The sequence below is a fragment of the Corynebacterium nasicanis genome (assembly GCF_042658165.1).
Classification (GTDB): Bacteria; Actinomycetota; Actinomycetes; order Mycobacteriales; family Mycobacteriaceae; genus Corynebacterium; species Corynebacterium nasicanis.
Window position 1 is genome coordinate 285,765 of the sequence record NZ_JBHSQE010000003.1, and the last position, 23,833, is coordinate 309,597.

The window sequence follows — 23,833 nt, forward strand, 5'->3', positions numbered from 1 at the left end:
GGGCCACTCGATGGTGCGCGAACGGGCCTGGACGAGTATCGTCAAGGGCTGTTCATGTATCGCGTCCCCGTGTGCTGTAAGGAGCCCGTGGCCGCGACCCCTTTTTTGTAGGAGCAGCCCACTCGTGTCTCATCCTGAGTTCCGCAACGTCGCCATCGTCGCTCACGTCGACCACGGCAAGACCACCCTCGTCAACTCCATGCTGGAGCAGTCTGGCGTGTTCGACGACCACGGTGGCGTCACTGACCGCGTGATGGACTCCGGCGACCTCGAACGCGAGAAGGGCATCACCATCCTGGCCAAGAACACCGCCGTGCGCCGCAAGGGTGCCGGCAAGGACGGCCGCGACCTCATCATCAACGTCATCGACACCCCCGGCCACGCCGACTTCGGTGGCGAGGTCGAGCGTGCCCTGTCCATGGTCGACGGTGTCGTTCTCCTCGTCGACGCCTCCGAGGGCCCGCTCCCGCAGACCCGCTTCGTGCTGGGCAAGGCCCTGGCCGCCAAGATGCCCGTGATCATCCTGGTGAACAAGACCGACCGCGCCGACGCACGCATCGACGAAGTCGTCGAGGACGCCCAGGACCTGCTCCTCGAGCTCGCCTCCGGCCTCGAGGACGAGGAGGCGGCCGCCGCCGCCGAGACCCTGCTCGACCTGCCGGTGCTCTACGCCTCCGGCCGTGAGGGCAAGGCCTCCACCGAGAACCCGGGCAACGGTGTCGCCCCCGACGCCGAGGACCTGCAGGCCCTCTTCGACGTCATCTACGACGTCCTCCCGGAGCCATCCGCCGACGTCGACGCCCCGCTGCAGGCGCACGTGACCAACCTCGACTCCTCCTCCTTCCTGGGCCGTATCGGCCTGGTCCGCGTCCACGCGGGCAGCCTGAAGAAGGGCCAGCAGGTCGCCTGGATCCACTACGACGACGAGGGCAACCCGCACACCAAGAACGTCCGCATCGCGGAGCTGCTGCGCACCGTCGGCACCACCCGCGTCCCCGCCGAGGGCGAGGTGATCGCCGGTGACATCGCCGCGATCTCCGGCATCGACGAGATCATGATCGGCGACACCCTCGCCGACCCGGAGAACCCGGTGGCCCTGCCGCGCATCACCGTCGACGAGCCCGCCATCTCCATGACCATCGGCGTCAACACCTCCCCGATGGCCGGTCGCGGCGGCGGCGACAAGCTCACCGCCCGCATGGTCAAGACCCGCCTCGACCAGGAGCTCATCGGTAACGTCTCCATCCGCGTCCTGCCCACCGAGCGTCCCGACGCCTGGGAGGTCCAGGGCCGTGGCGAGATGGCCCTGTCCGTCCTCGTCGAGACGATGCGTCGCGAAGGCTTCGAGCTGACCGTCGGCAAGCCGCAGGTGGTCACCCAGGTCATCGACGGCACCGTGCACGAGCCCTTCGAGCGCATGGTGATCGACGTCCCCTCCGAGCACCAGGGCGCGGTCACGCAGCTCATGGCCGCCCGCAAGGGCCAGATGGTGTCCATGGACACCGGCTCCGGCGACTGGGTCCGCATGGAGTTCGACGTCCCGGCCCGTGGCCTCATCGGTTTCCGCACCACCTTCATGACCGAGACCCGCGGTACCGGTATCGCCAACTCCTACGCCATCGAGCAGCGCCCGTGGGCTGGCGAGATCAAGGACCGCGCGACCGGTTCCCTCGTCGCCGACCGTTCCGGCCAGATCACCTCCTACGCCCTGCAGCAGCTGGCGGACCGCGGCAACTTCTTCGTCGAGCCGGGCACCGAGGCTTACGAGGGCATGGTCGTCGGCGCGAACAACCGCGACGAGGACATGGACATCAACATCACCCGCGAGAAGAAGCTGACGAACATGCGTGCCGCCTCCGCGGACACCACCGTCACCCTCGCCAAGGCGCATGTCCTCTCCCTCGACGAGGCCATGGAGTTCTGTGGCCAGGACGAGTGCGTCGAGGTCACCCCGGACATCCTGCGCGTGCGCAAGGTCGTCCTCAACGCCACGGAGCGCGCCCGCGCCCGCTCCCGTGAGAAGGCCCTCAACAAGTAATTGGCTCGTTCTACCTCTTTCCGCAGCCCCGCGGGTGTCGCGCTCATGTTCGCCACCAACGGGGCTGCGTTGGCGTCCGTCCTGCCCTGGTACCCGACCATCAAGGCGCAGTGGGGGCTCGATGACTTCAGCTTCGGCCTCATGGTGGCCGCCGTCGCGGTCGGTTCCCTGGCGTCGACGGTGCTGCCCTCCCTGGCGGTCACCCGCTTCGGCCCCCGGCCGGTCGTCTTCTGGGGCACCGTAGCCGTCGCCCTGCTCCTCGCCGCCGTCGGGTGGGCGCCCTCCGCCGTGGTGCTGGCGCTGCTCATCGGCGGTATCGGGCTTCTCGACGCCGTCATCGACGTCTCCCAGAACGTCGCCGGCGTGCGCGTCGAATCGGCCTTCGGCCGCTCCATTCTCTCCTCCATGCACGCCTGCTGGTCCCTGGGGGCGGTGGCCGGCGGCCTCGGCGGCACCCTGGCCGCCAGCCGCGGACTCGACATCCGGGTGCACCTCACGGCCGTGGCGGCGGTACTCATCCTCGCCGTCGCGCTCGGCGTGTGGCTGACGGGCCGGGTGCCGGCGGCAACGCCGCAGACGGCGTCCGGGGGTGCCGGAAGGCGGGTCGGCATGGGCCGCATCATGTGGATCACCCTGCCGGTCTCCGTGGTGGCCACCGCCGGCATCATGACCGAGGACATCGCCAACAACTGGGCCGGACTCGCCTCCGTGGAACTGGCCGGGGTCGAGCTCGGACAAGCGGGAGTGGCCTTCACCGTCGTCCTCGCCGCCCAGACCGTCGGCCGTTTCACCGGCGACCGGTTCATCGACGCCTTCGGGCGCGCGGCCGTCGCCCGGGTCGGGGGGCTGTGCATCGCGGTCGGCGGCGCGCTCGTCATGGCCGCCACCGCGCCCCCGCTGCTCTACGTCGGCTTCGCCCTGGCCGGTTTCGGCTGCGCCACCATCGTCCCCAGCGCCTTCGCCGCCGCCGCCCGCCTGCCCGGGATCTCCGAGGGGGCCGGGGTCACGGCCGTCGGCTGGCTCATGCGCGTCGGATTCCTCGCCACCAGCCCCGTGCTGGGGGCGCTGTCGACGGCCACCGATCTGCGCTGGGCCCTCGGCCTGCTCGTCCTGTCCGGTGCGGTGGTCCTCGCCCTGGCGTCCGCGCTGCGCGAGAACGCTGGTACATAATCGACAGTGTGAAAGCCCGCCTGCTCCCCGTCCTCCTGTTCGCCGCCACGTTGGGCGCCTGCGCCGCGAACCCCGGCCCGCCCCCGGTCGAGGAAGCGGAGCCCACCCCGGTCACCTCTTCGGCGGCACCCACCAGCACGCAGGCGCCCTCCCGCCGCGACCAGGTCATCTCCGTGGGCATCGATCCGCTGCCGGCCGGTTTCAACCCGCACCTGCAGTCCCACGACTCCACCTTCACCCGGTCTTTGGCGGCGCTCGTCCTGCCGAGCACCTTCCGGGAGGACGTCATGGACACCAACCTGCTCACCTCCGCCGGGGAGGTAGAGCCGCTGCCGGGCACCGTCGCGCAGACCGTGCGCTACGTCATCTCCCCGGCGGCGCAGTGGTCGGACGGCACCCCCATCACCGGGGCGGACTTCCGCTACCTGTGGCAGGGCATGACGGAGACCCCCGGGGTCATCGACCCCGCCGGGTACCGCGCCATCGACGCCATCCGTACCAGCGCCGACGGCCGCACCGTCGACGTGGACTTCGCCACCCCGGTGGCCGACTGGCGGGAGATGTTCGATTACCTCCTGCCCAGCCACGTGATGCAGGGCGACCGCGCGCGCTTCGGCAGCGGCTTCGCCGAGGGCGTGCCGGCCTCCGGCGGGCGCTACTCCATCGAGCGGGTGGACCGTTCCCGCGGCATGGTCACCCTCAACCGCAACGACCGCTTCTGGGGGGCGGACCCCGCCGCCACCGACCGCGTCACCTTCCAGGAGGTGCGCACCGTCACGCAGGGCGTCGAGCAGCTGCGCAGCGGCCAGCTCCACTTCCTGGACACCATCCCCGGGGAGACCAGTGTCGACTCCTACCGCCTCATGCGCGACACCCAGGTCCGCCTCATCGACCAACCGCGAGAGCTCACGCTCACCATGTCCGTGTCCTCGCCGCTGCTCGCGGAGCATGCGGTGCGCGCCGAACTGCACTCGCTTATCGACGTCCCCCTCACCGCCCGCCTCGCCGCCGGCCGGAGCGCCGACCTCGCCGTCCCCGCCCACCTGCCCGCCCGCGCCCTCGAGCAGGGCCCGCCGGAGCTGCTGCCCGGCCTGGAACGCCCGCTGCGCATCGGCGTCGACCCCGCCGACGAGACCTCCCTGGCCGCGGCCCGCACCATCGTCGACCGGCTCTCCCACTTCGAGGTCGCCGCGGAGATGGTCACCTCCGATCTCGCCGACCTCACCGGGGCGCAGCTGCCCGGCGGCGAAGTGGACGCGGTCATCGCGTGGCAGCGCGCCGAGAGCGGGCCGCTGGAGCTGGCCGGCCGGTGGCTGTGCCCGGCCACCCCCGACGCCCCGCGCGCCGGCAACCTCTCCGGTTACTGCGCCGCCGACACCCAGGGCATGGCCGAGGGCCTCATCGCCGGGTCCGTCCCCCTCGACGAGGGGGAGGCCTACTTCGCGGAGACCACCGCCCGCGAGCACGTGAGCGTGCCCCTGCTCGGGGAACGGCGGATGCTCGTGCTGGGCGAAGGTATCGTGGGACCGGATCCGAATCTGGAGAACTGGACCGCCGGCTTGTCGACGGTCGCGAGCTGGAGGAAGCAATGACCACCCGTGATCTCGTCGGCCGCCGCGTGGTGGCCGTCCACGCCCACCCCGACGACGAGGCCATCACCACCGGCGGCACCCTCTACGACCTGGCCCGCCGCGGCGCCGACGTCCTCGTGGTCACCTGCACCCTCGGGGAGGAGGGGGAGGTCATCGGGGAGCCCTACGCGCACCTGAGCAACGACCACGCCGATCAGCTCGGCGGCTTCCGCATCGGTGAACTCGCCCGCGCCCTGGACATCCTCGGGGTGCGCGGCACCTTCCTCGGCGGGGCCGGCCGCTTCCGGGATTCCGGCATGGCGGGCAGCCCCGCCCACACCAACCCGCGGGCCTTCGTCAACTCCGGGGAGGCGGCCGTCGAGCTGCTGGCGGAGCTGTTCGCGGCAGAGCGCCCGGACCTCGTCATCACCTACGGCCCCGACGGCGGTTACGGGCACCCCGACCACATCCGCGCCCACGAGATCACCCACGCCGCCGCGCCGGGGACCATCCTGTGGACCGTCTCGCCGCTGGCCGAGATGCGGGCCGGCGTCGCGGCGATCTCCCGGGTGCCGGAGGGTTGGACCCTGCCCTCGGAGGAGTACCTGGAGAACCAGGGCGTCGATAAGCACGATGTGGTGGTGCCGCTCGACGCGGCCGCACTGGCGGCCAAGCGGGAGGCCATGCGCGCCCATGCCACGCAGATCTGGTTCGCCGACGGCTCCGTCTCGGCCACCAACCCGCGGGCGGCATGGGGGCAGGGCGCGGACCCCGTGTGGGCGCTGTCCAACCTCCATGCCCAGCCGCTGCTGGCGGCCGAGTACTACCAGCTCGGCGCCGGATCCCTCCCGGAGTTCCTGGCGTGAGCGGGGGGTTCGTGCGCACGGATTTCAGCCGCGGCGAGGCCGTCGGCGGGCTGGTCTGGTTGTCGGTGGCCGCCCTCATCGCCGTGCTCCTGCAGGTGGTGTACCTGGGGACGTGGGTCACGCTGCCCGGCGGGGCGCGCCTGGCCGTGCCCTACACCATCCCCCTGGCCTTCCTGTTCAACATGGTGCTCACCCGCACCGCCCGCCTGTGGAACCCGGAGCCGCTCGTCGCGGCGATCCCGCTCTACGTGTGGCTGGCGGGCTACGGGGCGCTCATGATGGGGGTCGTGGTGACCGGGGATCAACTGCTGGGCAGTAATATTCGTGCCGTGCTGCTGCTTTTCGCAGGTGTCGCCGGAGGCGTCTGGCCGCTCGTGCGGGGTAAGTGACATACTGTTTCCGATCAACCAGTTCTCATTGTGGTTCTACTAGGAGTGCCCGACACCCATGACCTACATCATCGCCCAGCCGTGTGTGGACGTCCTCGACCGCTCCTGCGTCGAGGAGTGCCCGGTCGACTGCATCTACGAGGGCAAGCGGATGCTCTACATCCACCCCGACGAGTGCGTCGACTGCGGTGCCTGCGAACCCGCCTGCCCCGTGGAGGCCATCTTCTACGAGGATGACGTCCCCGAGGAGTGGGACCAGTACTACAACGCCAACGTCGCCTTCTTCGACGACCTGGGTTCCCCGGGCGGCGCCGCCAAGACGGGTCCCGTGGACAAGGACCACCCCTTCGTCGCCGCGCTGCCCCCGCAGAACCAGGAGTAGTCCGTGGTCCGCACGCCGTGGGGCGCCCGGCTGCCGGAGTTTCCGTGGGACACGCTGGCCGCCGCGAAGGCGAGCGCCGCGGCCCACCCCGACGGCATCGTCGATCTCTCCGTGGGCACCCCGGTTGACCCGGTGGCCCCCGGCATCCAGCTGGCGCTCGCCGAGGCGGCCGCCGCCCCCGGCTACCCGCTGACCGCCGGGACGCCGGAACTGCGGGAGGCGATCGCGGCCGCCCTGGTGCGCCGCTACTCCATGGAGGGCGTGCGCCCCGACGCCGTGCTGCCCGTCGTGGGCACGAAGGAGGCCATCGCGCTGCTGCCCACGCTGCTGGGTATCCGCGGCGGATTCGTCGTCATCCCCGAGGTCGCCTACCCCACCTACGAGGTCGCGGGCCTGCTCAGCGAGAGCCGCATCCTGCGGGCGGATTCCCTGCTCAAGATCGGCCCCGAGACCCCGGACCTGCTCTTCCTCAACTCGCCGTCCAACCCGACGGGCAAGGTGCTCGGCGTCGAGCACCTGCGCAAGGTCGTCGACTGGGCGCGCTCGCGCGGGGTCATCGTCGCCTCCGACGAGTGCTATCTCGGGCTGGGCTGGGACGATGCACAGCCGCCGGTGTCCATCCTCGACCCGCGCGTGTGCGACGGCGACCACACCGGCCTCATCGCCATCCACTCCCTGTCGAAGACCTCCAACCTCGCCTCCTACCGGGCGGGCTTCTTTGCGGGTGACCCGGCGCTCATCGCCGAGCTCCTCGAGGTGCGCAAGCACCTCGGCCTCATGGTGCCCGGTCCCATCCAGCAGGCCATGATCGCCGCCCTGGAGGATGACGGGCAGGAGGCCGCGCAACGACTCGTCTACGCCCGCCGTCGGGCCGTCCTCCTCCGCGCGCTTATCGACGCCGGGTTCACCGTCGACGACTCCGAGGCCGGCCTCTACCTCTGGGCCACCCGCGGCGAGAACGGCCGCGACACGGTCGACTGGCTGGCCGCCCGCGGCATCCTCGTCGCCCCCGGGGACTTCTACGGCCCCCGCGGCACGCAGTACATCCGCATGGCGCTCACCGGCACCGACGAGCGTATCGACGCCGCCGCCGCCCGCCTCACCACCCGTGCCTGACGCCCCCCTCCCGGCCCGCGAGGGAATCTCCCCCCGCCGGGTCATCCTCCGCGGGGTGGTCCCCGCCGACCGCGCGTACTGGGCGGGGGAGGCCGGGGACGCCCCCTTCGCGCGGGGGACCCTCCTGCCTCCCGGGGCGGTCCTGGACCGTCCGCAGCCGGCGTGGTTCCACCCCGAGGTGCCGGCGGAGGAACCGATCCCCTTCGACTACTCGGTGGTCTTCGCCGACGCCGACCTCATCGTCGTGGACAAGCCGGGCTTCCTGCCGACGACGAGCAACGGCCGCCTCGTCCGAGAGACGGTGCAGACCCGCCTGCGGGTGGAGTTCGGCGAGGACGAGATCGTCCCCCTGCACCGCCTCGACCGGCTCACCTCCGGTCTGGTGGTCTGCTCGCGCCGGGCGGCGACGCGCGGCGCCTACCAGCGCCTCTTCCAGGAGCGCGCGGTGGACAAGCTCTACCGGGCGCGGGTGGTCGGCACTGTCGGGGTGTCGGAGGAGTGGGAGGCGTACGACGTGACGATGCTCAAGACCCCGGGCGTGCGGCAGGTGAGCGTGGGGGAGGGCGGTCGCCCGACGCTGACGTGGCTGCGCCGGATAGGGGACCGCGAGGTGGAGGCGCGCCCCGTCACCGGCCACACCCACCAGATCCGCGCCCTGCTCAACCACCTGGGCATGCCCGTTGAGGGCGATGACACCTACCCTCTCGACCGCGGGCTCCGGCTCCACGACTACTCCACACCGCTGCACCTGCGCGCGGTGGCCGTATCCTTTGCAGATCCTCACAGCCGACGACGACGGGCCTTTCACGTCGCCGACCCGGGGTGGGGCTAAACTGGGACGACAGTCATGGTTATCGGAGAAAGAGGTTCCGTGAGTTCCGAAGGCACACGGGGCAGCTCGTCGGAGAGGGCGCGATCACTCGCCCGGATCCAGAACACCGCCCGGCAGTTCCTCATGTTCGGCCTGGTCGGCGGGTCGGGCACGATCGTCAATCTCATCGTGAGCGTGGCGTCGAAGAAGATCGCCGGGTGGACCGCCGGCATCTCCGAGCACGACGTCTTCCTCCCGCTCCTGGGCACGGACTTCAACATCCGCTGGTTCAACATCTTCATGACCATCGCCTTCCTCGTCGCCAACACCTGGAACTACCAGCTCAACCGCAGCTGGACTTTCCGGGGACTGCCGCAGCGGACCTGGTGGCGGGGCTTCTTCCCCTTCCTGCTCACCGGGATCGGAGCCTTCCTCGTCAGCCAGATCGTGGCGACGCTGCTCATGAACCCCACCTCCCCCCTCGCCCTCTCGCCGGAGATCTTCGACGACTCCACGGGGCTGCGGACCAAGTTCTACTGGGCGACCGCGATCTCCATCATCGTCGCCATGCCCGTCAACTTCCTGGTAAACAAGCTCTGGGCCTTCCGGAAGCCGCGCCAGGGGACCCGCATCGTCGCGGAAATGCCGCCTGCCTAGGTTCGCTCGCCAGGGCGGGAATTACCGCCACGCACCACCCGCGACGTCGATAAGCATCGACCGCCGTCCGTGGACAACTCCCCGCGATCGGCAGGCGTCGGATCAGTTCTCGTGCAGCGCCGTGTTGAGGTCCACCGGGCGCGAGTCGCTCGGGGTGGCTTCGACGGCGCCGGACAGGGAGTTGCGGCGGTAGAGCACACCGCTGTGGCCGGAGAGCTCGGAGGCCTTGATGCGGTGGCCGTTGTCGGTGCCGGCGCGGCGGGCGACCTCGCCCCAGACGGTGACCTTCGTGCCCGAGGTGACGTAGAGGCCGGCCTCGACGACGCAGTCGTCGCCCAGTGAGATGCCAATGCCGGAGTTCGCGCCCAGCAGGCAGCGCTCGCCGACGGAGATGACCTCCTTGCCGCCGCCGGAGAGGGTGCCCATGACGGAGGCGCCGCCGCCGATGTCGGTGCCGTCGCCGATGACGACCCCTGCGGAGAGGCGACCCTCGACCATGGAGGTGCCGAGGGTGCCGGCGTTGAAGTTGACGAAGCCCTCGTGCATGACCGTGGTGCCCTCCGCGAGGTGGGCGCCCAGGCGGACGCGGTCGGCGTCGGCGATGCGGACGCCGGAGGGGACGACGTAGTCGACCATGCGCGGGAACTTGTCCACGGAGAAGACGGTCACGGGGCCGCGTGCGGTGAGGCGGCCGCGGACCATCTGGAAATCGGCGACGGCGCAGGGGCCGTAGTTGGTCCACACGACGTTGGCCAGCAGCTCGTACACCCCCTGGAGGTTGAGCTGGTTCGGCTCGACCAGGCGGTGGGAGAGGAGGTGCAGCCGGAGGTAGACGTCATAGGCGTCGACGGGGGCGTCGTCGAGGGAGGCGAGGGAGGTGAGCACCGGGACGCGGGCCACGCCGCGGTCCTCGTCGGGTCCGACGAGGGCGGAGAACTGCTGCGGGGTCTCCTCGAGGCGCTGGGTGCCGGCCTCGAGGGGGTCATCCGTCAACCGGGGGGCAGGGAACCAGACGTCGAGAACGGTTCCGTCGTGCGTGATGGTCGCAAGTCCGCGCGCGGTGGCTGAAGTCATGGGCGAGACGATACCCGACCGCGCGCCCATCTCGTGAGATTGGCGAGGCCGACGAGCACCGCCACGACGATGACGACGGCGAGGACCTGGGAGCGGGCGGCGGCGTCGAAAAGCATGAGGACGACGAGCCCCCACAGGGCGGCCATGGTCGCCCATCCGAGCCACGGCCAGCCCCACATGCGGACCGTGGAGATCTCGCCCCCGCGCTCGAGGACGGGGTGCAGGCGCAGATAGGAGGCGGTGATCATGATCCAGATGACGATGAGGCAGCCGCCGACCGCGTTGAGCAGGAAGGTGAGCAGCCCCTCCGGGTTCCAGTACTGCAGCCCCACCGAGGCGAAGGCGAAGACCATCGACAGGACCACGGCGTTGACGGGGACGGACTCCCGGTTGGTCACCGCGAAAATGCGAGGAGCATCACGGTCGAGAGCCAGGGAGTGCACGAGGCGGGAGGTGCCGTAGATCTGGGCGTTGAACGCCGAGAGCAGCGCGAGGACGATGACGGCCTCCATGAAGCCGACCACACCCGGGATGTGCGCCATCCCGAGGACCGCGGTGAAGGGGGATTCCGCGGCGGTCTGGGCCGCGCCGAGCTGGTCGTAGGGCAGCAGCAGGGTGATCACCAGCACGGAACCGATGTAGAACAGCGCGATGCGCCAGATGACGGAGCGCACGGCCACGGCGATGGCGGCGGAGGGATTCTCGGATTCGGCGGCGGCGATGGTCACGAGCTCGATGCCGCCGAAGGCAAAGGCCACCGCCAGCAGGCCCGCGGCCAGGCCCGGCCAGCCGTTGGGCAGGAAGCCGTCGGGGCCGAGCATGGTGGAGAGTCCGGCGGGCTCGACACCCGGCAGCCAGCCGAAGACGAGCGCGACGCCGATGGCCAGGAAGCCGATGATGACGGCCACCTTGATGAACGCGAACCAGAACTCGAATTCACCGAAACCACGCACCTGCGCGAAGTTCACCACCGCGAAGAACACCACGCACACGAGCGCCGGGATCCACGGGTCGACCCCGAACCAGGTGCTCATGATCGCGGCCGCGCCGGTCATCTCCGCGCCCATCACCATGATGAGCATGAACCAGTACAGCCAGCCGAGCGTGAACCCCGCCCAGTGGCCGAAGGCCTGCTTGCTGTAGGTGGAGAAGGATCCGGAGGAGGGGCGGGCGGCCGCCATCTCGCCGAGCATCTCCATGACGAGCACCACGATGAGGCCGGCCGCCAGGTAGGCGAGCAGGACCGCGGGACCGGCGGCCCGGATGCCGACGCCGGTGCCCAGGAAGAGCCCGGCGCCGATCGCCGAGCCGAGGCCCATCATGGTGAGGTGGCGGGTTTTCAACCCGGTACCCAGCTGGGTCCGGTCCGCCGTCGGGGTGTGCTGACTTGTGGTCATATTTACCGAGGATAATCCCGGGCCCCCGGCGCCCGGCCTTCAGCCCCGGACTACTGCCACACGCGGCGCAGAACCGGCTCGGCGTGGCCGACCTCGCGGCGCACGGACCAGTTCGACTGGCCGTTGAGGGAGGAGGCGGAGACATGGTGATTGCCGTCGGCGTCCCACACCTGGGTGTCGGCCTCGAGGACGATGTTCGAGCCGAGGGTGCAGTTGTCCCCGATGGTGAGGCCGATGATGCCGGAGGACACCCCGAACACGCAGTTCGCGCCGATGGTGATGGGGTCGCGTAGGCCGTCGGAGCGGCGGCGCGCCATGATCGTCGAGGACAGCCCGACGTCGGTGCCCTCGCCGATGACGGTGGAGGAGGAGAGCCGGCCCTCGATGCGGGCGGCGCCGAGGGAGCCGGAATTGAAGGAGACGTAGCCCTCGCGGAGTACGCGGGTGCCCGGCGCAAGGTAGGCGCCCAGGCGGACGCGCTCGGCCTCGGCGATGTTCACCCCGGAGGGAACGACGTAGTCGACCATCCGCGGCAGCTTCTCGATGCCGTAGACGTGGATGAGGCCCCTAGAGCGCAGCGCGGTGCGGACGAACTCGAAGTTGTCGGGGGTGCAGGGGCCCTTGTTGGTCCACACGACGGTGGACAGGCGGCGCAGGGAGCCGTCCATGTTGAGCTCGAGGGGGCGCACCAGCCGGTGGGAGAGCAGGTGGAGGCGCAGGTAGACGTCGTGCGCGTCGATGGGCAGGGCCTGCAGGTCGGCGATGGTGGTGCGGACGGCGACCTGTTCGACCATCCGGTCTTCGTCGAGAAGCACGAGCTTGAGCATGCTGTCGGGGATGTCGGCGGCGCCGAGCCGCTCCGTGCCGGAGACCAGGCCCTGGCCGTCGACGAGTTCGGGTTCGGGGTACCAGGTGTCCAGAATGGTGCCATCCATGGCGATGTTGGCGATTCCGACCGCGGTTGCTCCCTGAGGTGTCATATCTGCAGAGTCTACGGTGCCCTCCACGGCGATACACCTTGAGCGCGGGCGGGTACCCTGGGTGCGGTGCATCCCCTCCACCTGACCTCGGACCCTGTCGCTCTCACCGCCGCGCTGGTGGACATCCCCAGCCCCTCCCACCAGGAGAAACACCTTGCGGATCTGGTCGAGCAGGCGCTGCTCGACATTCCCGGCGTGGAGGTCATCCGGCGGGGCAACACCCTCGCCGCGCGCACCGCCCGCGGTCTGCCGGAGCGCGTCATTCTGGCCGGTCACCTGGACACGGTGCCCATCGCCGACAACGTCCCGCACCAGCTTATCGACGACCGCCTTTACGGCTGCGGCGCCGTCGACATGAAGTCAGGGCTCGCGGTGTACCTGCACCTCTTCGCCACCCTGGCCGCCGCCCCGGAGCTCGCCTTCGACCTCACGCTCATCGCCTATGAATGCGAGGAGGTCGACAGCATCTACAACGGCCTCCGCCACCTCGCTGAGAGCGACCCGGAGTGGCTCCGCGGCGATCTGGCCCTGCTCGGGGAGCCCTCCGGCGCCATCGTCGAGGCCGGCTGCCAGGGCACGCTCCGGGTGCGGGTGACCACCCGCGGCCGGCGCGCCCATTCCGCCCGGGGCTGGCTCGGCGACAACGCCGCCCACCGCCTGGGGCCGGTCATCCAGCGGATCGCGGAGTGGCAGCCGCGGGAGGTCGACATCGACGGATGCGTCTACCGCGAGGGCCTCAACGTGGTGAAGCTGGAGAGCTACCTGGCCACCAACATCATCCCCGATGAGGCCCACGCGCTGGTGAACTACCGTTTCGCGCCGGACATCACGGGGGAGGAGGCGCTGGCACGCGTGCGGGAGCATCTCGCGGGCTACGAGGTCACCCTCGAGGACTCGGTCGACGGGGCCCTGCCCGGGCTGGAGCAGCCGGCCGCGGCCGCGCTCATCGCGCAGGTGGGGGAGGTGCGGGCGAAGTACGGCTGGACCGACGTGGCGCGTTTCGCGGCGCTGGGCATCCCCGCCGTCAACTTCGGCCCCGGCGACCCGTCCTACGCCCACCGGCAGGAGGAGCAGGTGCCGGTGGGGGACATCACCCGGGTGGCCGCCCAGCTGCGCAGTTTTCTCACCCGCTGATCCGCCCGCTCCGGCACGGACCGGGAGAAACAGATAGGTTCTATAACTATGGCTCCGAACATCACTCCCGATCCCAACAAGGCCCGGATGCTGCGCGGCCCCATGCTGCTGCGCACCGACGGGGAGAAGACCTCGACCTATGACCAGCGCCTGCTGGAACTGGGGTCCGACCATGACTGGCTGCACGCCGACCCGTGGCGCATCCTGCGCATCCAGGGGGAGTTCGTCGCCGGTTTCGACGCCCTGGCCTCCATGCCCAAGGCCGTCACCGTCTTCGGCTCCGCCCGCATCCCGGAGGGCCACCCCTGGTACCAGCAGGGCTGTGACCTGGGCAAGGCTCTGGTCGCCGCCGACTACGCGGTGGTCACCGGCGGAGGCCCCGGCCTCATGGAGGCGCCCAACCGCGGCGCACACGAGGCGGACGGCCTGTCCGTGGGCCTCGGCATCGAGCTCCCGCACGAGCAGCACCTGAACAACTGGGTCGACCTGGGACTCAACTTCCGCTACTTCTTCGCCCGCAAGACGATGTTCCTCAAGTACTCGCAGGCCTTCGTCTGTCTGCCGGGTGGTTTCGGCACCCTCGACGAGCTCTTCGAGGTGCTGTGCATGGTGCAGACGGGCAAGGTCACCCACTTCCCGATCGTGCTGCTGGGCACCGAGTTCTGGGCAGGTCTCATCGACTGGATCCGCGAGCGCGTGCTGGCGGAGGGCCTCATCTCCCCGGACGACATGGATCTCTTCCTGGTCACCGATTCCGTGGAGGAGGCGGTCGCGCACATCGTGGAGACCCACCGCGTCATGTCGGATCAGCGCCTCGCCGAGCCGGAGATCCGGGACCAGTACACCCCGGTCTCCGAGGTCATGGAGAAGTCCGAGCGCCGCTGAGCCACGTGGACACTCACCTTCCGGCGGTCATGGCGATCGTCAACCGCACCCCGGACTCGTTCTACGACCGGGGCGCGACCTTCGCCGACGAGGCCGCGCTGCAGCGTTGCGATGACGTCATCGCCCAGGGGGCCAGCATCGTCGACATCGGCGGGGTCAAGGCCGGGCCCGGGACCCGGGTCGACGCCGCCGAGGAGATCGACCGCGTCGTCCCGGTCATCGCGGCCGTCGCGCGCCGCCACCCGGGCGTGCTCATCTCCGTGGACACGTGGCGGGCCGAGGTTGCCGACGCCGCCATCCGGGCCGGCGCCGGGCTGGTCAACGACACGTGGGCGGGCTACGACCCGGAGCTCGTCGAGGTCGCCGGCCAGCACCGCGTGGGCTACGTCTGCTCCCACACCGGGGGAGTGCCGCCGCGCACCCGCCCGCACCGGGTGCGTTTCGACGACGTCGTCGCCGACGTCATCGCCGAAACCACCCGCCTGGCGGAGAATGCCGTCAGCCTGGGTGTCCCCGAGGAGCGCATCTTCCTCGACCCGACGCACGACTTCGGGAAGAACACCTTCCACGGCCTCGAGCTGCTGCGCCGCGTCGACGAGATCGTCGCCACCGGCTGGCCTGTCCTCATGGCGCTGAGCAACAAGGACTTCGTCGGTGAGACCTGCGGCCGCCCGGTCGGGGAGCGCGTCGCCGGCACCCTCGCCGCCACCGCCTGGGCCGCCGCCCGCGGGGTCGCGGCCTTCCGCGCCCACGAGGTCGCCGAGACCGTCGACGTCATCCGCATGACCGCCGCCATCGCGGGCACTGCGGCGCCCATCGACACGATCCGGGGTCTGGCGTGAGGGTCTCGGTGGTCATCCCGGCGCTCAACGAGGAGGCCACGGTCGCCGCGGTCGTGCAGGCCGCGCGTGCCGACGCCCCCCTCGAGGTCCTCGTCATCGACGCCGACTCCACCGACGAGACCGCCGCCGCGGCGACCGCCGCCGGAGCCACCGTGTACAACTGGCGCGACATCCTCCCCGCCCTCGCCCCCCGCCCCGGCAAGGGCGAATCCCTGTGGCGGGGAGTGGCCGCGGCGGCCGGCGACATCGTAGTCTTCCTCGACGCCGACCTCGAACAGCCCGCCACCGGCATGGTCACCGCGCTCGCCGCCCCCTTCGCCGATCCGGGGATCCACCTGGTCAAGGCCGACTACCGACGCACCTTCCGCGGCCAGCCCACCGGCGGCGGCCGCGTCACGGAACTCACCGCCAAACCGCTGCTCCGCGCACTGCACCCCGAGCTCGCGCATATCCGTCAGCCGCTGGCCGGGGAGTACGCGATCCGCCGCAGCACCGCCCTGCAGCTGCCGTTTGCGGCCGGGTACGGCGTCGAGGCCGGCCTGCTTCTCGACGTCGCCCGCCTCCACGGACCCGCCTCCGTTACCCAGGTCGACCTCGGCGTACGACGCCACCGCAACCGCCCCCTGGAGGAGCTGGCCCCCATGGCCGACGTCGTCGTGGCGACGGTGCTGGGGAGGGGCGTCGAGAAGCGACCGCCCCTGTCGGATATCCTGCAGCCATGATCTCCTGGCTGCTGCTCATCATCCTGCTGCTCGCGTTGACGGTGCTGGGGACGTGGTTCTGGGGCTCTGTCTTCGGACGCGGCGAACTGCTCGCCCCCCTCGACCCGGCGGACACCCGGGAGGCGAACCTGCGGGCGGTGGCGGAGGGGGACATCGACGCCGTCCAGTTCGAGATCGTGCCCCGCGGATACCGTCCGGAACAGGTCGACGAGGTCATCGCGGCACTCGTCGCCCGCCTGCCCGAGTCGAAAAAAGACTAAACTGGTCGGGGTAGACGAATCCAGAAAAGGAGCCAACCGACTATGGCAGCTATGAAGCCGCGTACCGGCAACGGACCCATGGAGGCAGTGGAGGAGAGCCGCAAGATCGTGATGCGCATCCCCTCCGACGGTGGCGGACGCCTCGTCGTGGAGATGAGCAAGGAGGAGGCCGCCGAGCTCGGCGCCCTGCTGACCGCAGCGGCTGAAAGCTAGATATTCGCCGGGGGTATGCTGAAGGGCATGCTCTCCGACATCATCGACGTGCTCGCCGACCCCGCCGACGGCACCCCGCTGTCCGGCGCGGACGACTACACCCGCCTGGTCTCCGAGTCCGGCCACTCCTTCGACGTGGCCCGGCAGGGATACGTGACCCTCGCCGCCGGCGCCGGGCTCCGCCACCAGGGCGACAGCATGGAGATGGTCCTCGCCCGCGAGACATTCCTGTCCCGCGGGCATTTCGCGCCCTTCGTCGAGGCCGTCACCGCCGGGGTGCACGACGCCCTCGAGGACGCCGCGGTGCCCGACACCGCCCGCCCCGTCATCGCCGAGATCGGCGCGGGCACGGGCTACTACCTCTCCCACACCCTCGACGACGTCGACGGCGCCCGCGGTGTGGGCCTGGACATCTCCGTCCACGCCGCCAAGCACCTGGCCCGCTGCCACCCCCGCGTCGGGTCCGTCGTGGCGGACGTGTGGGAGCGCCTGCCCATGCGCGACCGCTCCATCGACGCCGTCACGGTCGTCTTCGCCCCCCGCAACGCCGCAGAGTTCGCCCGCGTGCTCACCGAGGACGGGCAGGCGATCTTCCTCACCGCCGACCGGGGTCACCTCGCGGAACTGCGCGGGCCCCTGGGCATCCTCGACGTGGAGGAGAACAAGATCGACCGCCTCATCTCTCAGGCGAGCGGCCACCTGCGCCCCGTGGCGGAGCCGGAGCTCATCGAGTTCCCCATGACCCTGGACAAGGAGTCCATCGCCGCGCAGATCGGCATGAGCCCCTCCGCGCGTCATCTCGAGCCGGAGGAGCTGGCCCGCCGCATCGCGGAGCTGCCGGAGACCATGCAGGTCACGGCCCGGGCCCACCTCACGCGGATGAGCCGGGCCTAAGCCCTACATGGAGCCCGGGCCGCGGCTCCAGTACTGTCCCACCTCGGCCGCGCCGCTGACCTCGACGCGGATCTCCGAGCAGCCGCCGTCGATGTAGACCCGGCTGGCCATGGTGACGGCCCCGCCGTCGGCGAAGACCTCCACCGTCGAGCCGTCGACGAAGAGGGACAGCGAATCCGACTCGCCCTCCGCCAGGTCGGCGGCAGCCACCGGATCGCCCCGGTGGTGGGGGTTCATCGAACGGTCGATGATCAGCTGCGTGCCGGTGTGGGTGACGGTGGCGGCGGGGTGGCCCGCGGCGTCGAGAAGCGTCGCGGTGAGGGAGGACCCGGCCGGGATCTCGCACAGCCCGGTCCACGAACGCGCGGCGGCGGACTGGCTGATGGCGTCGGGCAGCCCGGCCGGCGGGGTCTGGAACACACGGGCCCCCTGGAGGGTGACCACCCGCGGCAGGGAGAGGCAGTTGGCCCATCCCTCGGTGGTCAGCGAGAGGTGCTCGACCGGGTCATCCTGGCGGCCGATGCCGTTGAGCAGGCCGAAGATGACCGACTGCAGGTAGCGCTTCGCCGGCTTGACCGTCCCCGGGGTGACGTTGGTGTTGCGCGGGCGGGTGAAGTCGTGGCCGTGATCGAGGCGGGTGAAGGGGGTGCGGACGGTGAACTCGGCGTCGCGGAGGGTGCCCACGAGGTAGCCGGAGATGTCCACCCCGGCGTCCTCCAGGGTGATGAGGAGGACGTCGTAGATGTTGCCGTCGACCTCGTCGCGCAGGCGGATGATGCGCGGGCCGACGACGATGGCGGAGGCGTCGAATCCCGGGTCGCCGGCGTAGCTGAGCTCGCCGATGAAGTCCCAGGAGCGGCCGTCCGGGCTGGTGAGCACCACCGGGACCGGGGCCTCGCCGCTGCCGGTGACGCACAGCATGAGCCAGCCCTCGTGGCCGGCGTGGCGGTCGTCGGCGGACTCCCAGTCCGGGACGACGCAGGGGGAGCGGAAACGGACGTGCCCGTCGCGGTCGCTGACGACATCCCCGGTGCGGCGGACGCGCTCGTCCACGGCGAACTCGTCGTCGGAGACGGGGCAGTCCTCGCCCAGCTCGTCGAGGTGTGCGACCTGGATCGAGGTGCCGGCCGCGGTGACGGAGGTGAAGTACATGTCCAGCCCCCGCCCGGCGGCGACGACGGCGCCGGCGCGGAGGGCGGTCTCCCCGCCGGCGGGGACGAGCGGATCATCGCAGATCTCCCAGTCGAAGGGGCCGCTGCGGGAGACGGCGTGCGCCCACCGGGCCGGGTCGGACGGCGCGGGGCGGTACTGGTGGAAGAGGTGCCACGTGTCGCCGTCGAGAAGCACTCCCGCGGGGGCGTCCAGAACCCCCGACTCCGGCGCGACGTGCAGTTCGGGTCGGTATGAACTCACAGGATTCCTAACGGAGAGACTCGTAGATGTCGACGGTCTGCTGGGCGATGGTGGCCCAGGAGAAATCGTTGACGGCGCGCTCGCGGCCGGCGGCGCCGAAGGCCGCGGCCCGCGCCTTGTCGGCGACCATGGCGTTGACCTGCGCGGCGATCTCGCGCTCAAAGGTCTCGACATCGTCCTCGTCGTAGTGGACCAGCGTGCCGGTCACACCGTCGACGACCACCTCGGGGATACCGCCCACATCGGAGGCGACGACGGCGGTGCCGCACGCCATGGCCTCGAGGTTGACGATACCCAGCGGCTCGTAGATCGACGGGCACACGAAGGTGTCGGCGGCGGTGAGGATCTCCTGGATCTTGTCCCGCTCGAGCATGTTCTGCACCCAGTGGATCCCCTCGCGCTGCGCCTGCAGCTCCTCGACGAGCGCGGTGGTGCGGGCGGCGATCTCCGGGGTGTCCGGGGCGCCGGCGCACAGCACCAGCTGCACACCCTCATCGAAGTGGGCGGCGGCCTTGATGAGGTGCTCCACACCCTTCTGCCGCGTGATGCGACCGACGAAGGCGACGATCGGGCGATCCGGGTCGATGCCCAGCTCGGTGAGGATGGAGTCCTCCGCCTCGGCGAAGGTCGGGCGCGGGGCCCACAGTTCGGTGTCGATGCCGTTGAGCACCACGTGCACCCGCTCGGGGGCGATGCGCGGGTAGGCCTCGAGGATGGAGTCCTTCATGCGGGCGGAGACGGCGATGACGGCGTCGGCGTACTCCATGGCGTTCTTCTCCGACCAGGAGGAGACCTCGTAGCCGCCGGCCAGCTGCTCGCGCTTCCACGGGCGGTGCGGCTCGAGGGAGTGCGCGGTGGCGACGTGCGGGATGCCGTGCAACTTGCCTGCGAGGTGGCCGCCGAGGCCGGCGTACCAGGTGTGGGAGTGGACGACGTCGACGTTGTTCGCGGCCTCGGCCATCCGCAGTCCCGTGGACAGCGTCCGGATCGCGGCGTTGGCGTCCTCGAGGGCCGGATCGACGCCGTGGACGTAGACGCCGGGCAGGTCGCGGGGGGCGCCCATGCAGTGGACGTCCACCTCGGTGATCTCGCGCATGAACCGGGTCAGCTCCGTGACATGGACTCCGGCGCCGCCGTAGATCTCCGGCGGATACTCTCTGGTCATCATTCCGACTCTCATACGTCCCCAGCGTAGCGACGCCCCGCTGCCCGTGCAGGGGGCATCGGGGGTAGTCAGACCCACAGGGGGGAGTGAATGGGGAGTGAATGTCATCTTCCCCGGCGAAACTGTTCTCGAGCACCTAGATTGGGGGTTGTGAAGACTCAGCCGAACGTTCTCGCCATTGTCCTTGCCGGCGGTGAAGGCAAGCGCCTTTTCCCGCTCACCGAAGACCGCGCCAAGCCCGCGGTGCCCTTCGGCGGCAGCTACCGTCTCATCGACTTCGTCCTGTCGAACCTGGTCAACGCCGGGTACCTCAAGATCGCGGTACTGACCCAGTACAAGTCGCACTCCCTCGACCGGCACATCTCCCAGGCCTGGTCGCTGCACGGACCGGTCTCCCAGTACATCGCCTCCGTGCCCGCGCAGCAGCGCCGCGGTAAGCGCTGGTTCACCGGATCCGCCGATGCGATTGTCCAGTCGATCAACCTCATTTACGACGAGAAGCCCGACTACGTCATCGTCTTCGGCGCCGACCACGTCTACCGTATGGACCCCTCGCAGATGGTCGAGGAGCACATCGCCTCCGGCAAGGGCTGCTCCGTCGCCGGCATCCGCGTGCCCCGCCACGAGGCCACCGCCTTCGGCTGCATCCAGTCCGACGAAGAGGGCAACATCACCGAGTTCCTGGAGAAGCCGGCCGACCCGCCGTCCACCCCGGACGACCCGGACGTCACCTACGCCTCCATGGGCAACTACGTGTTCACCACGGACGCCCTCATCAAGGCGCTTCTCGACGACGAGAAGAACGAGGATTCCGAGCACGACATGGGCGGAGACATCATCCCCTACTTCGTCGAGCGCGGTGACGCCCACGTCTACGACTTCATGGGCAATGCCGTCCCGGGTGCCACTGAGCGCGACAAGGGCTACTGGCGTGACGTCGGTACCGTCGACGCCTTCTACGAGGCCCACATGGACCTCATCTCCGTCCACCCGGTGTTCAACCTGTACAACATGCTGTGGCCGATCCACTCCACCGAGGACGCGAACTTCCCGCCGGCGAAGTTCACCCAGGGCGGCATCGCCCAGTCCTCCATGGTGGCCCCGGGTTCGATCATCTCCGGCGGCACGGTGCGCAACTCCGTGCTCTCCGGTGACGTGCACGTGGCGGAGGGTGCGACCGTCGAGGGTTCCGTGCTCATGCCGGGTGTCCGCATCGGCCGCGGCGCCGTCGTGCGCCACGCGATCCTGGACAAGAACGTCTACGTCCGCGAGGGCGAGATCATCGGCGTCGACCGGGCCCGCGACGAGGCACGCTTCAAGATCTCCGCGGGCGGCGTCGTCGTGGTGGGCAAGAACGAGGTCGTCTAACCCTTCGCCGGGGCCGCGGGCAGTCAGCTGAGTGACTGCCCGCGGCTTCAGTATCGTCAGCGTCGGGTGATGAGGGTGAGCCCCGCGCCCAACGGCAGGCGGGTGACCAGCGCTCCCTCCAGGGAACGGGCCAGCTCATCGGCCTCCCGGGCGGCGAGTGTGGCGCGGTCGCGGCGGGACTCGTCGGCGAGGGTGGCGTCGAGAAGCGCATCGGCGAGCACCAACGTGCCGCCGGAGGTGAGCAGCGGCCATCCGGCCTCCACGACCGCGGGCAGCTCCACCGGGGGGACCTCGGCGTAGACGAGCTGGTAGGAACCGGCGGCGAGGCGGCCCATGACGTCGAGGGGACGGGAGGGCAAAAAGCGCACGCGGGAGGGGGCGTAACCGGCGGCGCGGAAGGTGGCCCGGGCCTGGGTCTGGTGCTCGACCTCGGGGTCGACGCAGGTCAGCGTGCCCTTGTCGCCGAGACCCTGGAGGATGTAGAGGCCGACGACGCCGGCGGCCGGGGTCACGGCGACCGCCCCGGTGGACTTGTCCGACCCGGAACCGGCGGCGAGGGTGGCCAGCAGCTGGCCGGTCATCTCGTCGGGCACGGTGAGGCCGAACTCCTCGGCGTCACGGCGGGCGTGGGTGAGCGCCTCGGGGATGTCCGTGGTGGATTCGATGTAGGAACGCAGAGCGTCATAAGCCGTGTCAGTCACAAGGCCCAGTCTAGGACGGCGCGGCGGGGTCGTGGCCGGGCACGCCCACCTTGTGACTGATGTGGCCGATGGTGCGCGCGGGAGGTCTTCACAGAAATTTGCCAGACCTCTGTGTAGAGATGAACAGTGGGATACGGCACAATTGTCTGCATGACGCGCACACACGACGACGCCCACACCCAGGACGCCGCCCACCCCGCGCCGGAGGACCTCACCGGTACCGCCGCCTTCGACGCCGGCCAGGGCGACATGCCCAGCTGGGGGGAACTCGTGGCCGAACACGCCGACAGTGTGTACCGCCTGGCCTTCCGCCTCTCCGGCAACCCGCACGACGCCGAGGATCTCACCCAGGAGACCTTCATGCGCGTGTTCCGCTCCCTCCGGCACTACCAGCCGGGCACCTTCGAGGGCTGGCTGCACCGCATCACCACCAACCTCTTCCTCGACATGGTCCGCCACCGCAACAAGATCCGCATGGAGGCGCTGCCCGAGGACTACGAGCGGGTCCCCGGCACCGACATGACCCCGGAGCAGGCATACAGCGTGGCCAACCTCGACCCGGCCCTGCAGGACGCCCTCGACCAGCTGGGCCCCGACTTCCGTGTCGCCGTCGTCCTCTGTGACGTCGTCGGCATGTCCTACGACGAGATCGCCGACACCCTCGGCGTGAAGATGGGCACCGTCCGCTCCCGCATCCACCGCGGCCGCACCCAGCTGCGCGCGAGCCTCGAGGCCGCCGCACAGAAGGACGAGGGCGCGCAGCTTCTCCTGCGGACCCGCTAGCCCCGTCGCAGGTATTCTGGCGGCAGGCATCGCGAGAGGAGGACGTCCGCACCCATGATCCGCCCCAACTTGCCGCGTATCCCGCAGCGCCGTCCCCGGCGGCGGCGGGAATTCGCGTCGGTCGAACACCTCAGCCTCGAGGCCGTGGCCGCTTTCGTCGACGGCGAACTCTCCGACACCGCCTGCCACCGCGCCCGCGTCCACCTCGTGCACTGCGCCGAGTGCCGAGCGGAGATCGAGCGGCAGCGCGGCGCCTCCGAATGGCTCCGCGGCTCCAACATCGGCGAAGAGGTCCGCGCCCCCCGTGACCTGCTCACCCGCCTCGCGGGCATCGCCAGTGGCCCCCAGCGCTCGGGCCCGGACGCCGAATCCACCCCGACGTGCCAGCCGGAGGGGATCATGGACAAGATGGAGATGCTGCTGCGCGCCGTGAAGCGCAATCAGGGGCAGTAGCCGCGCCAGCCGGGCGCGCTATGGCTAAGGTGGACATGTGTTTTCCAGTATCGGTTGGCTCGAGATCGGCACGCTGCTCATCGTGGCGCTCATCGTCGTCGGCCCGGAGCGTCTGCCCGGGCTGATCGAGGATGTGCGGGCCGCGATCTTCGCCGCCCGCCGCGCGATCAACAACGCCAAGCAGGAACTCAACGGCGACTTCGGCGCCGAGTTCGACGAACTGCGCAAACCCCTCGAGCAGGTCGCCGAGTACACGCGCCTCGGCCCCCGGGGGGCCATCACGAAGGCGCTTTTCGACGGCGACAGCTCCACCCTCGACGCCTTCGACCCGAAGAAGATCATGCAGGACGACCCGCGCGACACTCCCGACGCGCGCCAGCGCACCCCGCAGCCGCAGCCCTCGCAGCAGCAGGCTCGCCGGGAGCCGCCGGCGGAGCCGACTGGGGGCGGGGGCTTCTCCTGGGCGGACATCACCTAGGTCCGGCGGGACAAAGACACCGCAACCGCCTCTCACCGTGCAGATGAGAGGCGGTTGCGGTGCGTTCTTCC

26 protein-coding genes are annotated in these 23,833 nt (G+C 70.3%); 20 read left to right on the top strand and 6 right to left on the bottom strand.

Annotated elements, in window-relative coordinates; translation table 11 throughout:
• Positions 1-124 precede the first annotated feature (124 nt).
• The 9 genes from typA to ACFPUZ_RS06015 all read left to right on the top strand — a co-directional run bounded on the left by typA (position 125) and on the right by ACFPUZ_RS06015 (position 9,000).
• Positions 125-2,038 (top strand): translational GTPase TypA, encoded by a 1,914-nt coding sequence (gene typA, locus ACFPUZ_RS05975; protein WP_377000844.1) that lies wholly within the window; start codon positions 125-127, stop codon positions 2,036-2,038.
• Positions 2,039-2,083: 45 nt separating this feature from the next.
• The gene (locus tag ACFPUZ_RS05980) at positions 2,084-3,208 is read left to right on the top strand and encodes an MFS transporter (protein WP_377000846.1); all 1,125 of its coding nucleotides are present in this window, start codon (positions 2,084-2,086) and stop codon (positions 3,206-3,208) included.
• Between the two features lie 8 nt (positions 3,209-3,216).
• Positions 3,217-4,800, top strand: coding sequence for an ABC transporter family substrate-binding protein (locus ACFPUZ_RS05985; RefSeq protein WP_377000848.1), 1,584 nt, complete (start codon positions 3,217-3,219; stop codon positions 4,798-4,800).
• Positions 4,797-5,645, top strand: a complete 849-nt coding sequence (gene mshB, locus ACFPUZ_RS05990; RefSeq protein ID WP_377000850.1) for an N-acetyl-1-D-myo-inositol-2-amino-2-deoxy-alpha-D-glucopyranoside deacetylase — start codon at positions 4,797-4,799, stop codon at positions 5,643-5,645. The genes ACFPUZ_RS05985 and mshB overlap by 4 nt, the downstream gene beginning before the upstream one ends.
• An 11-nt stretch (positions 5,646-5,656) precedes the next feature.
• Positions 5,657-6,034, top strand: a complete 378-nt coding sequence (locus tag ACFPUZ_RS05995) for a hypothetical protein (RefSeq protein WP_377000852.1) — start codon at positions 5,657-5,659, stop codon at positions 6,032-6,034.
• 58 nt (positions 6,035-6,092) lie between these two features.
• Entirely contained in the window at positions 6,093-6,416 is a 324-nt protein-coding gene (gene fdxA, locus ACFPUZ_RS06000) for a ferredoxin (RefSeq protein WP_303359237.1), read from the top strand.
• Positions 6,417-6,419: 3 nt separating this feature from the next.
• A complete protein-coding gene (gene dapC, locus ACFPUZ_RS06005; RefSeq protein WP_377000854.1) occupies positions 6,420-7,532 on the top strand; it encodes a succinyldiaminopimelate transaminase in 1,113 nt (370 codons plus the stop codon).
• The gene (locus ACFPUZ_RS06010) at positions 7,525-8,364 is read left to right on the top strand and encodes a pseudouridine synthase (RefSeq protein ID WP_377000856.1); all 840 of its coding nucleotides are present in this window, start codon (positions 7,525-7,527) and stop codon (positions 8,362-8,364) included. The genes dapC and ACFPUZ_RS06010 overlap by 8 nt, the downstream gene beginning before the upstream one ends.
• Before the next feature lie 123 nt (positions 8,365-8,487).
• Positions 8,488-9,000: a GtrA family protein gene (locus ACFPUZ_RS06015; protein WP_377000953.1), complete on the top strand. Its 513-nt coding sequence runs from the start codon at positions 8,488-8,490 to the stop codon at positions 8,998-9,000.
• Between the two features lie 102 nt (positions 9,001-9,102).
• Here ACFPUZ_RS06015 and dapD read toward each other — a convergent pair whose 3' ends face one another.
• Genes dapD through ACFPUZ_RS06030 form a run of 3 tightly spaced genes read right to left on the bottom strand, consistent with a single transcriptional unit; the run spans position 9,103 to position 12,451 of the window.
• The gene (gene dapD, locus ACFPUZ_RS06020; protein WP_377000858.1) at positions 9,103-10,074 is read right to left on the bottom strand and encodes a 2,3,4,5-tetrahydropyridine-2,6-dicarboxylate N-succinyltransferase; all 972 of its coding nucleotides are present in this window, start codon (positions 10,072-10,074) and stop codon (positions 9,103-9,105) included.
• Positions 10,071-11,471, bottom strand: a complete 1,401-nt coding sequence (locus ACFPUZ_RS06025) for an amino acid permease (protein ID WP_377000860.1) — start codon at positions 11,469-11,471, stop codon at positions 10,071-10,073. The genes dapD and ACFPUZ_RS06025 overlap by 4 nt, the downstream gene beginning before the upstream one ends.
• 50 nt (positions 11,472-11,521) lie before the next feature.
• Positions 11,522-12,451, bottom strand: a complete 930-nt coding sequence (locus tag ACFPUZ_RS06030; protein WP_377000862.1) for a DapH/DapD/GlmU-related protein — start codon at positions 12,449-12,451, stop codon at positions 11,522-11,524.
• Positions 12,452-12,517: 66 nt separating this feature from the next.
• Between ACFPUZ_RS06030 and dapE the strand changes: the two genes are divergently transcribed.
• From dapE to ACFPUZ_RS06065, 7 genes are read left to right on the top strand one after another with little or no spacing between them, the layout of a single operon-like run.
• The gene (gene dapE, locus ACFPUZ_RS06035) at positions 12,518-13,585 is read left to right on the top strand and encodes a succinyl-diaminopimelate desuccinylase (protein ID WP_377000863.1); all 1,068 of its coding nucleotides are present in this window, start codon (positions 12,518-12,520) and stop codon (positions 13,583-13,585) included.
• A 48-nt stretch (positions 13,586-13,633) separates the two neighbouring features.
• Complete coding sequence (locus ACFPUZ_RS06040) at positions 13,634-14,470, top strand: LOG family protein (RefSeq protein WP_377000865.1); 837 nt, start codon at positions 13,634-13,636, stop codon at positions 14,468-14,470.
• 29 nt (positions 14,471-14,499) lie between these two features.
• Positions 14,500-15,312, top strand: coding sequence for a dihydropteroate synthase (gene folP, locus ACFPUZ_RS06045; protein WP_377000954.1), 813 nt, complete (start codon positions 14,500-14,502; stop codon positions 15,310-15,312).
• Positions 15,309-16,034 (top strand): glucosyl-3-phosphoglycerate synthase, encoded by a 726-nt coding sequence (locus tag ACFPUZ_RS06050; protein ID WP_377000867.1) that lies wholly within the window; start codon positions 15,309-15,311, stop codon positions 16,032-16,034. Before folP ends, ACFPUZ_RS06050 begins: the two co-directional genes overlap by 4 nt.
• Positions 16,031-16,294 carry a DivIVA domain-containing protein gene (locus ACFPUZ_RS06055; protein WP_377000869.1) on the top strand — a complete coding sequence of 88 codons (264 nt, stop codon included), beginning with the start codon at positions 16,031-16,033 and terminating at the stop codon, positions 16,292-16,294. The genes ACFPUZ_RS06050 and ACFPUZ_RS06055 overlap by 4 nt, the downstream gene beginning before the upstream one ends.
• A 42-nt stretch (positions 16,295-16,336) precedes the next feature.
• The gene (locus tag ACFPUZ_RS06060; protein WP_377000870.1) at positions 16,337-16,507 is read left to right on the top strand and encodes a DUF3117 domain-containing protein; all 171 of its coding nucleotides are present in this window, start codon (positions 16,337-16,339) and stop codon (positions 16,505-16,507) included.
• Positions 16,508-16,534: 27 nt separating this feature from the next.
• Positions 16,535-17,401: a methyltransferase domain-containing protein gene (locus tag ACFPUZ_RS06065; protein ID WP_377000872.1), complete on the top strand. Its 867-nt coding sequence runs from the start codon at positions 16,535-16,537 to the stop codon at positions 17,399-17,401.
• Positions 17,402-17,404: 3 nt separating this feature from the next.
• Here the strand turns inward: ACFPUZ_RS06065 and ACFPUZ_RS06070 are convergent, their stop codons facing one another.
• On the bottom strand, positions 17,405-18,814 hold the full coding sequence (locus ACFPUZ_RS06070) for a GH32 C-terminal domain-containing protein (protein WP_377000874.1): 1,410 nt from the start codon (positions 18,812-18,814) through the stop codon (positions 17,405-17,407).
• Positions 18,815-18,821: 7 nt separating this feature from the next.
• Positions 18,822-19,994 (bottom strand): glycogen synthase, encoded by a 1,173-nt coding sequence (gene glgA / locus ACFPUZ_RS06075; RefSeq protein ID WP_377000876.1) that lies wholly within the window; start codon positions 19,992-19,994, stop codon positions 18,822-18,824.
• Between the two features lie 135 nt (positions 19,995-20,129).
• Between glgA and glgC the strand changes: the two genes are divergently transcribed.
• A complete protein-coding gene (glgC, locus tag ACFPUZ_RS06080; RefSeq protein ID WP_377000877.1) occupies positions 20,130-21,347 on the top strand; it encodes a glucose-1-phosphate adenylyltransferase in 1,218 nt (405 codons plus the stop codon).
• Positions 21,348-21,403: 56 nt separating this feature from the next.
• Here the strand turns inward: glgC and ACFPUZ_RS06085 are convergent, their stop codons facing one another.
• Complete coding sequence (locus ACFPUZ_RS06085; RefSeq protein ID WP_377000879.1) at positions 21,404-22,048, bottom strand: O-methyltransferase; 645 nt, start codon at positions 22,046-22,048, stop codon at positions 21,404-21,406.
• Positions 22,049-22,198: 150 nt separating this feature from the next.
• Here ACFPUZ_RS06085 and sigE point away from each other — a divergent pair, with 150 nt between their 5' ends.
• Genes sigE through ACFPUZ_RS06100 form a run of 3 tightly spaced genes read left to right on the top strand, consistent with a single transcriptional unit; the run spans position 22,199 to position 23,762 of the window.
• Positions 22,199-22,831: an RNA polymerase sigma factor SigE gene (sigE, locus tag ACFPUZ_RS06090; protein WP_377000881.1), complete on the top strand. Its 633-nt coding sequence runs from the start codon at positions 22,199-22,201 to the stop codon at positions 22,829-22,831.
• Positions 22,832-22,885: 54 nt separating this feature from the next.
• Positions 22,886-23,284 (top strand): anti-sigma factor family protein, encoded by a 399-nt coding sequence (locus ACFPUZ_RS06095; RefSeq protein ID WP_377000883.1) that lies wholly within the window; start codon positions 22,886-22,888, stop codon positions 23,282-23,284.
• Between the two features lie 37 nt (positions 23,285-23,321).
• Positions 23,322-23,762, top strand: coding sequence for a twin-arginine translocase TatA/TatE family subunit (locus ACFPUZ_RS06100; RefSeq protein ID WP_377000884.1), 441 nt, complete (start codon positions 23,322-23,324; stop codon positions 23,760-23,762).
• The last annotated feature ends 71 nt before the right edge of the window (positions 23,763-23,833 follow it).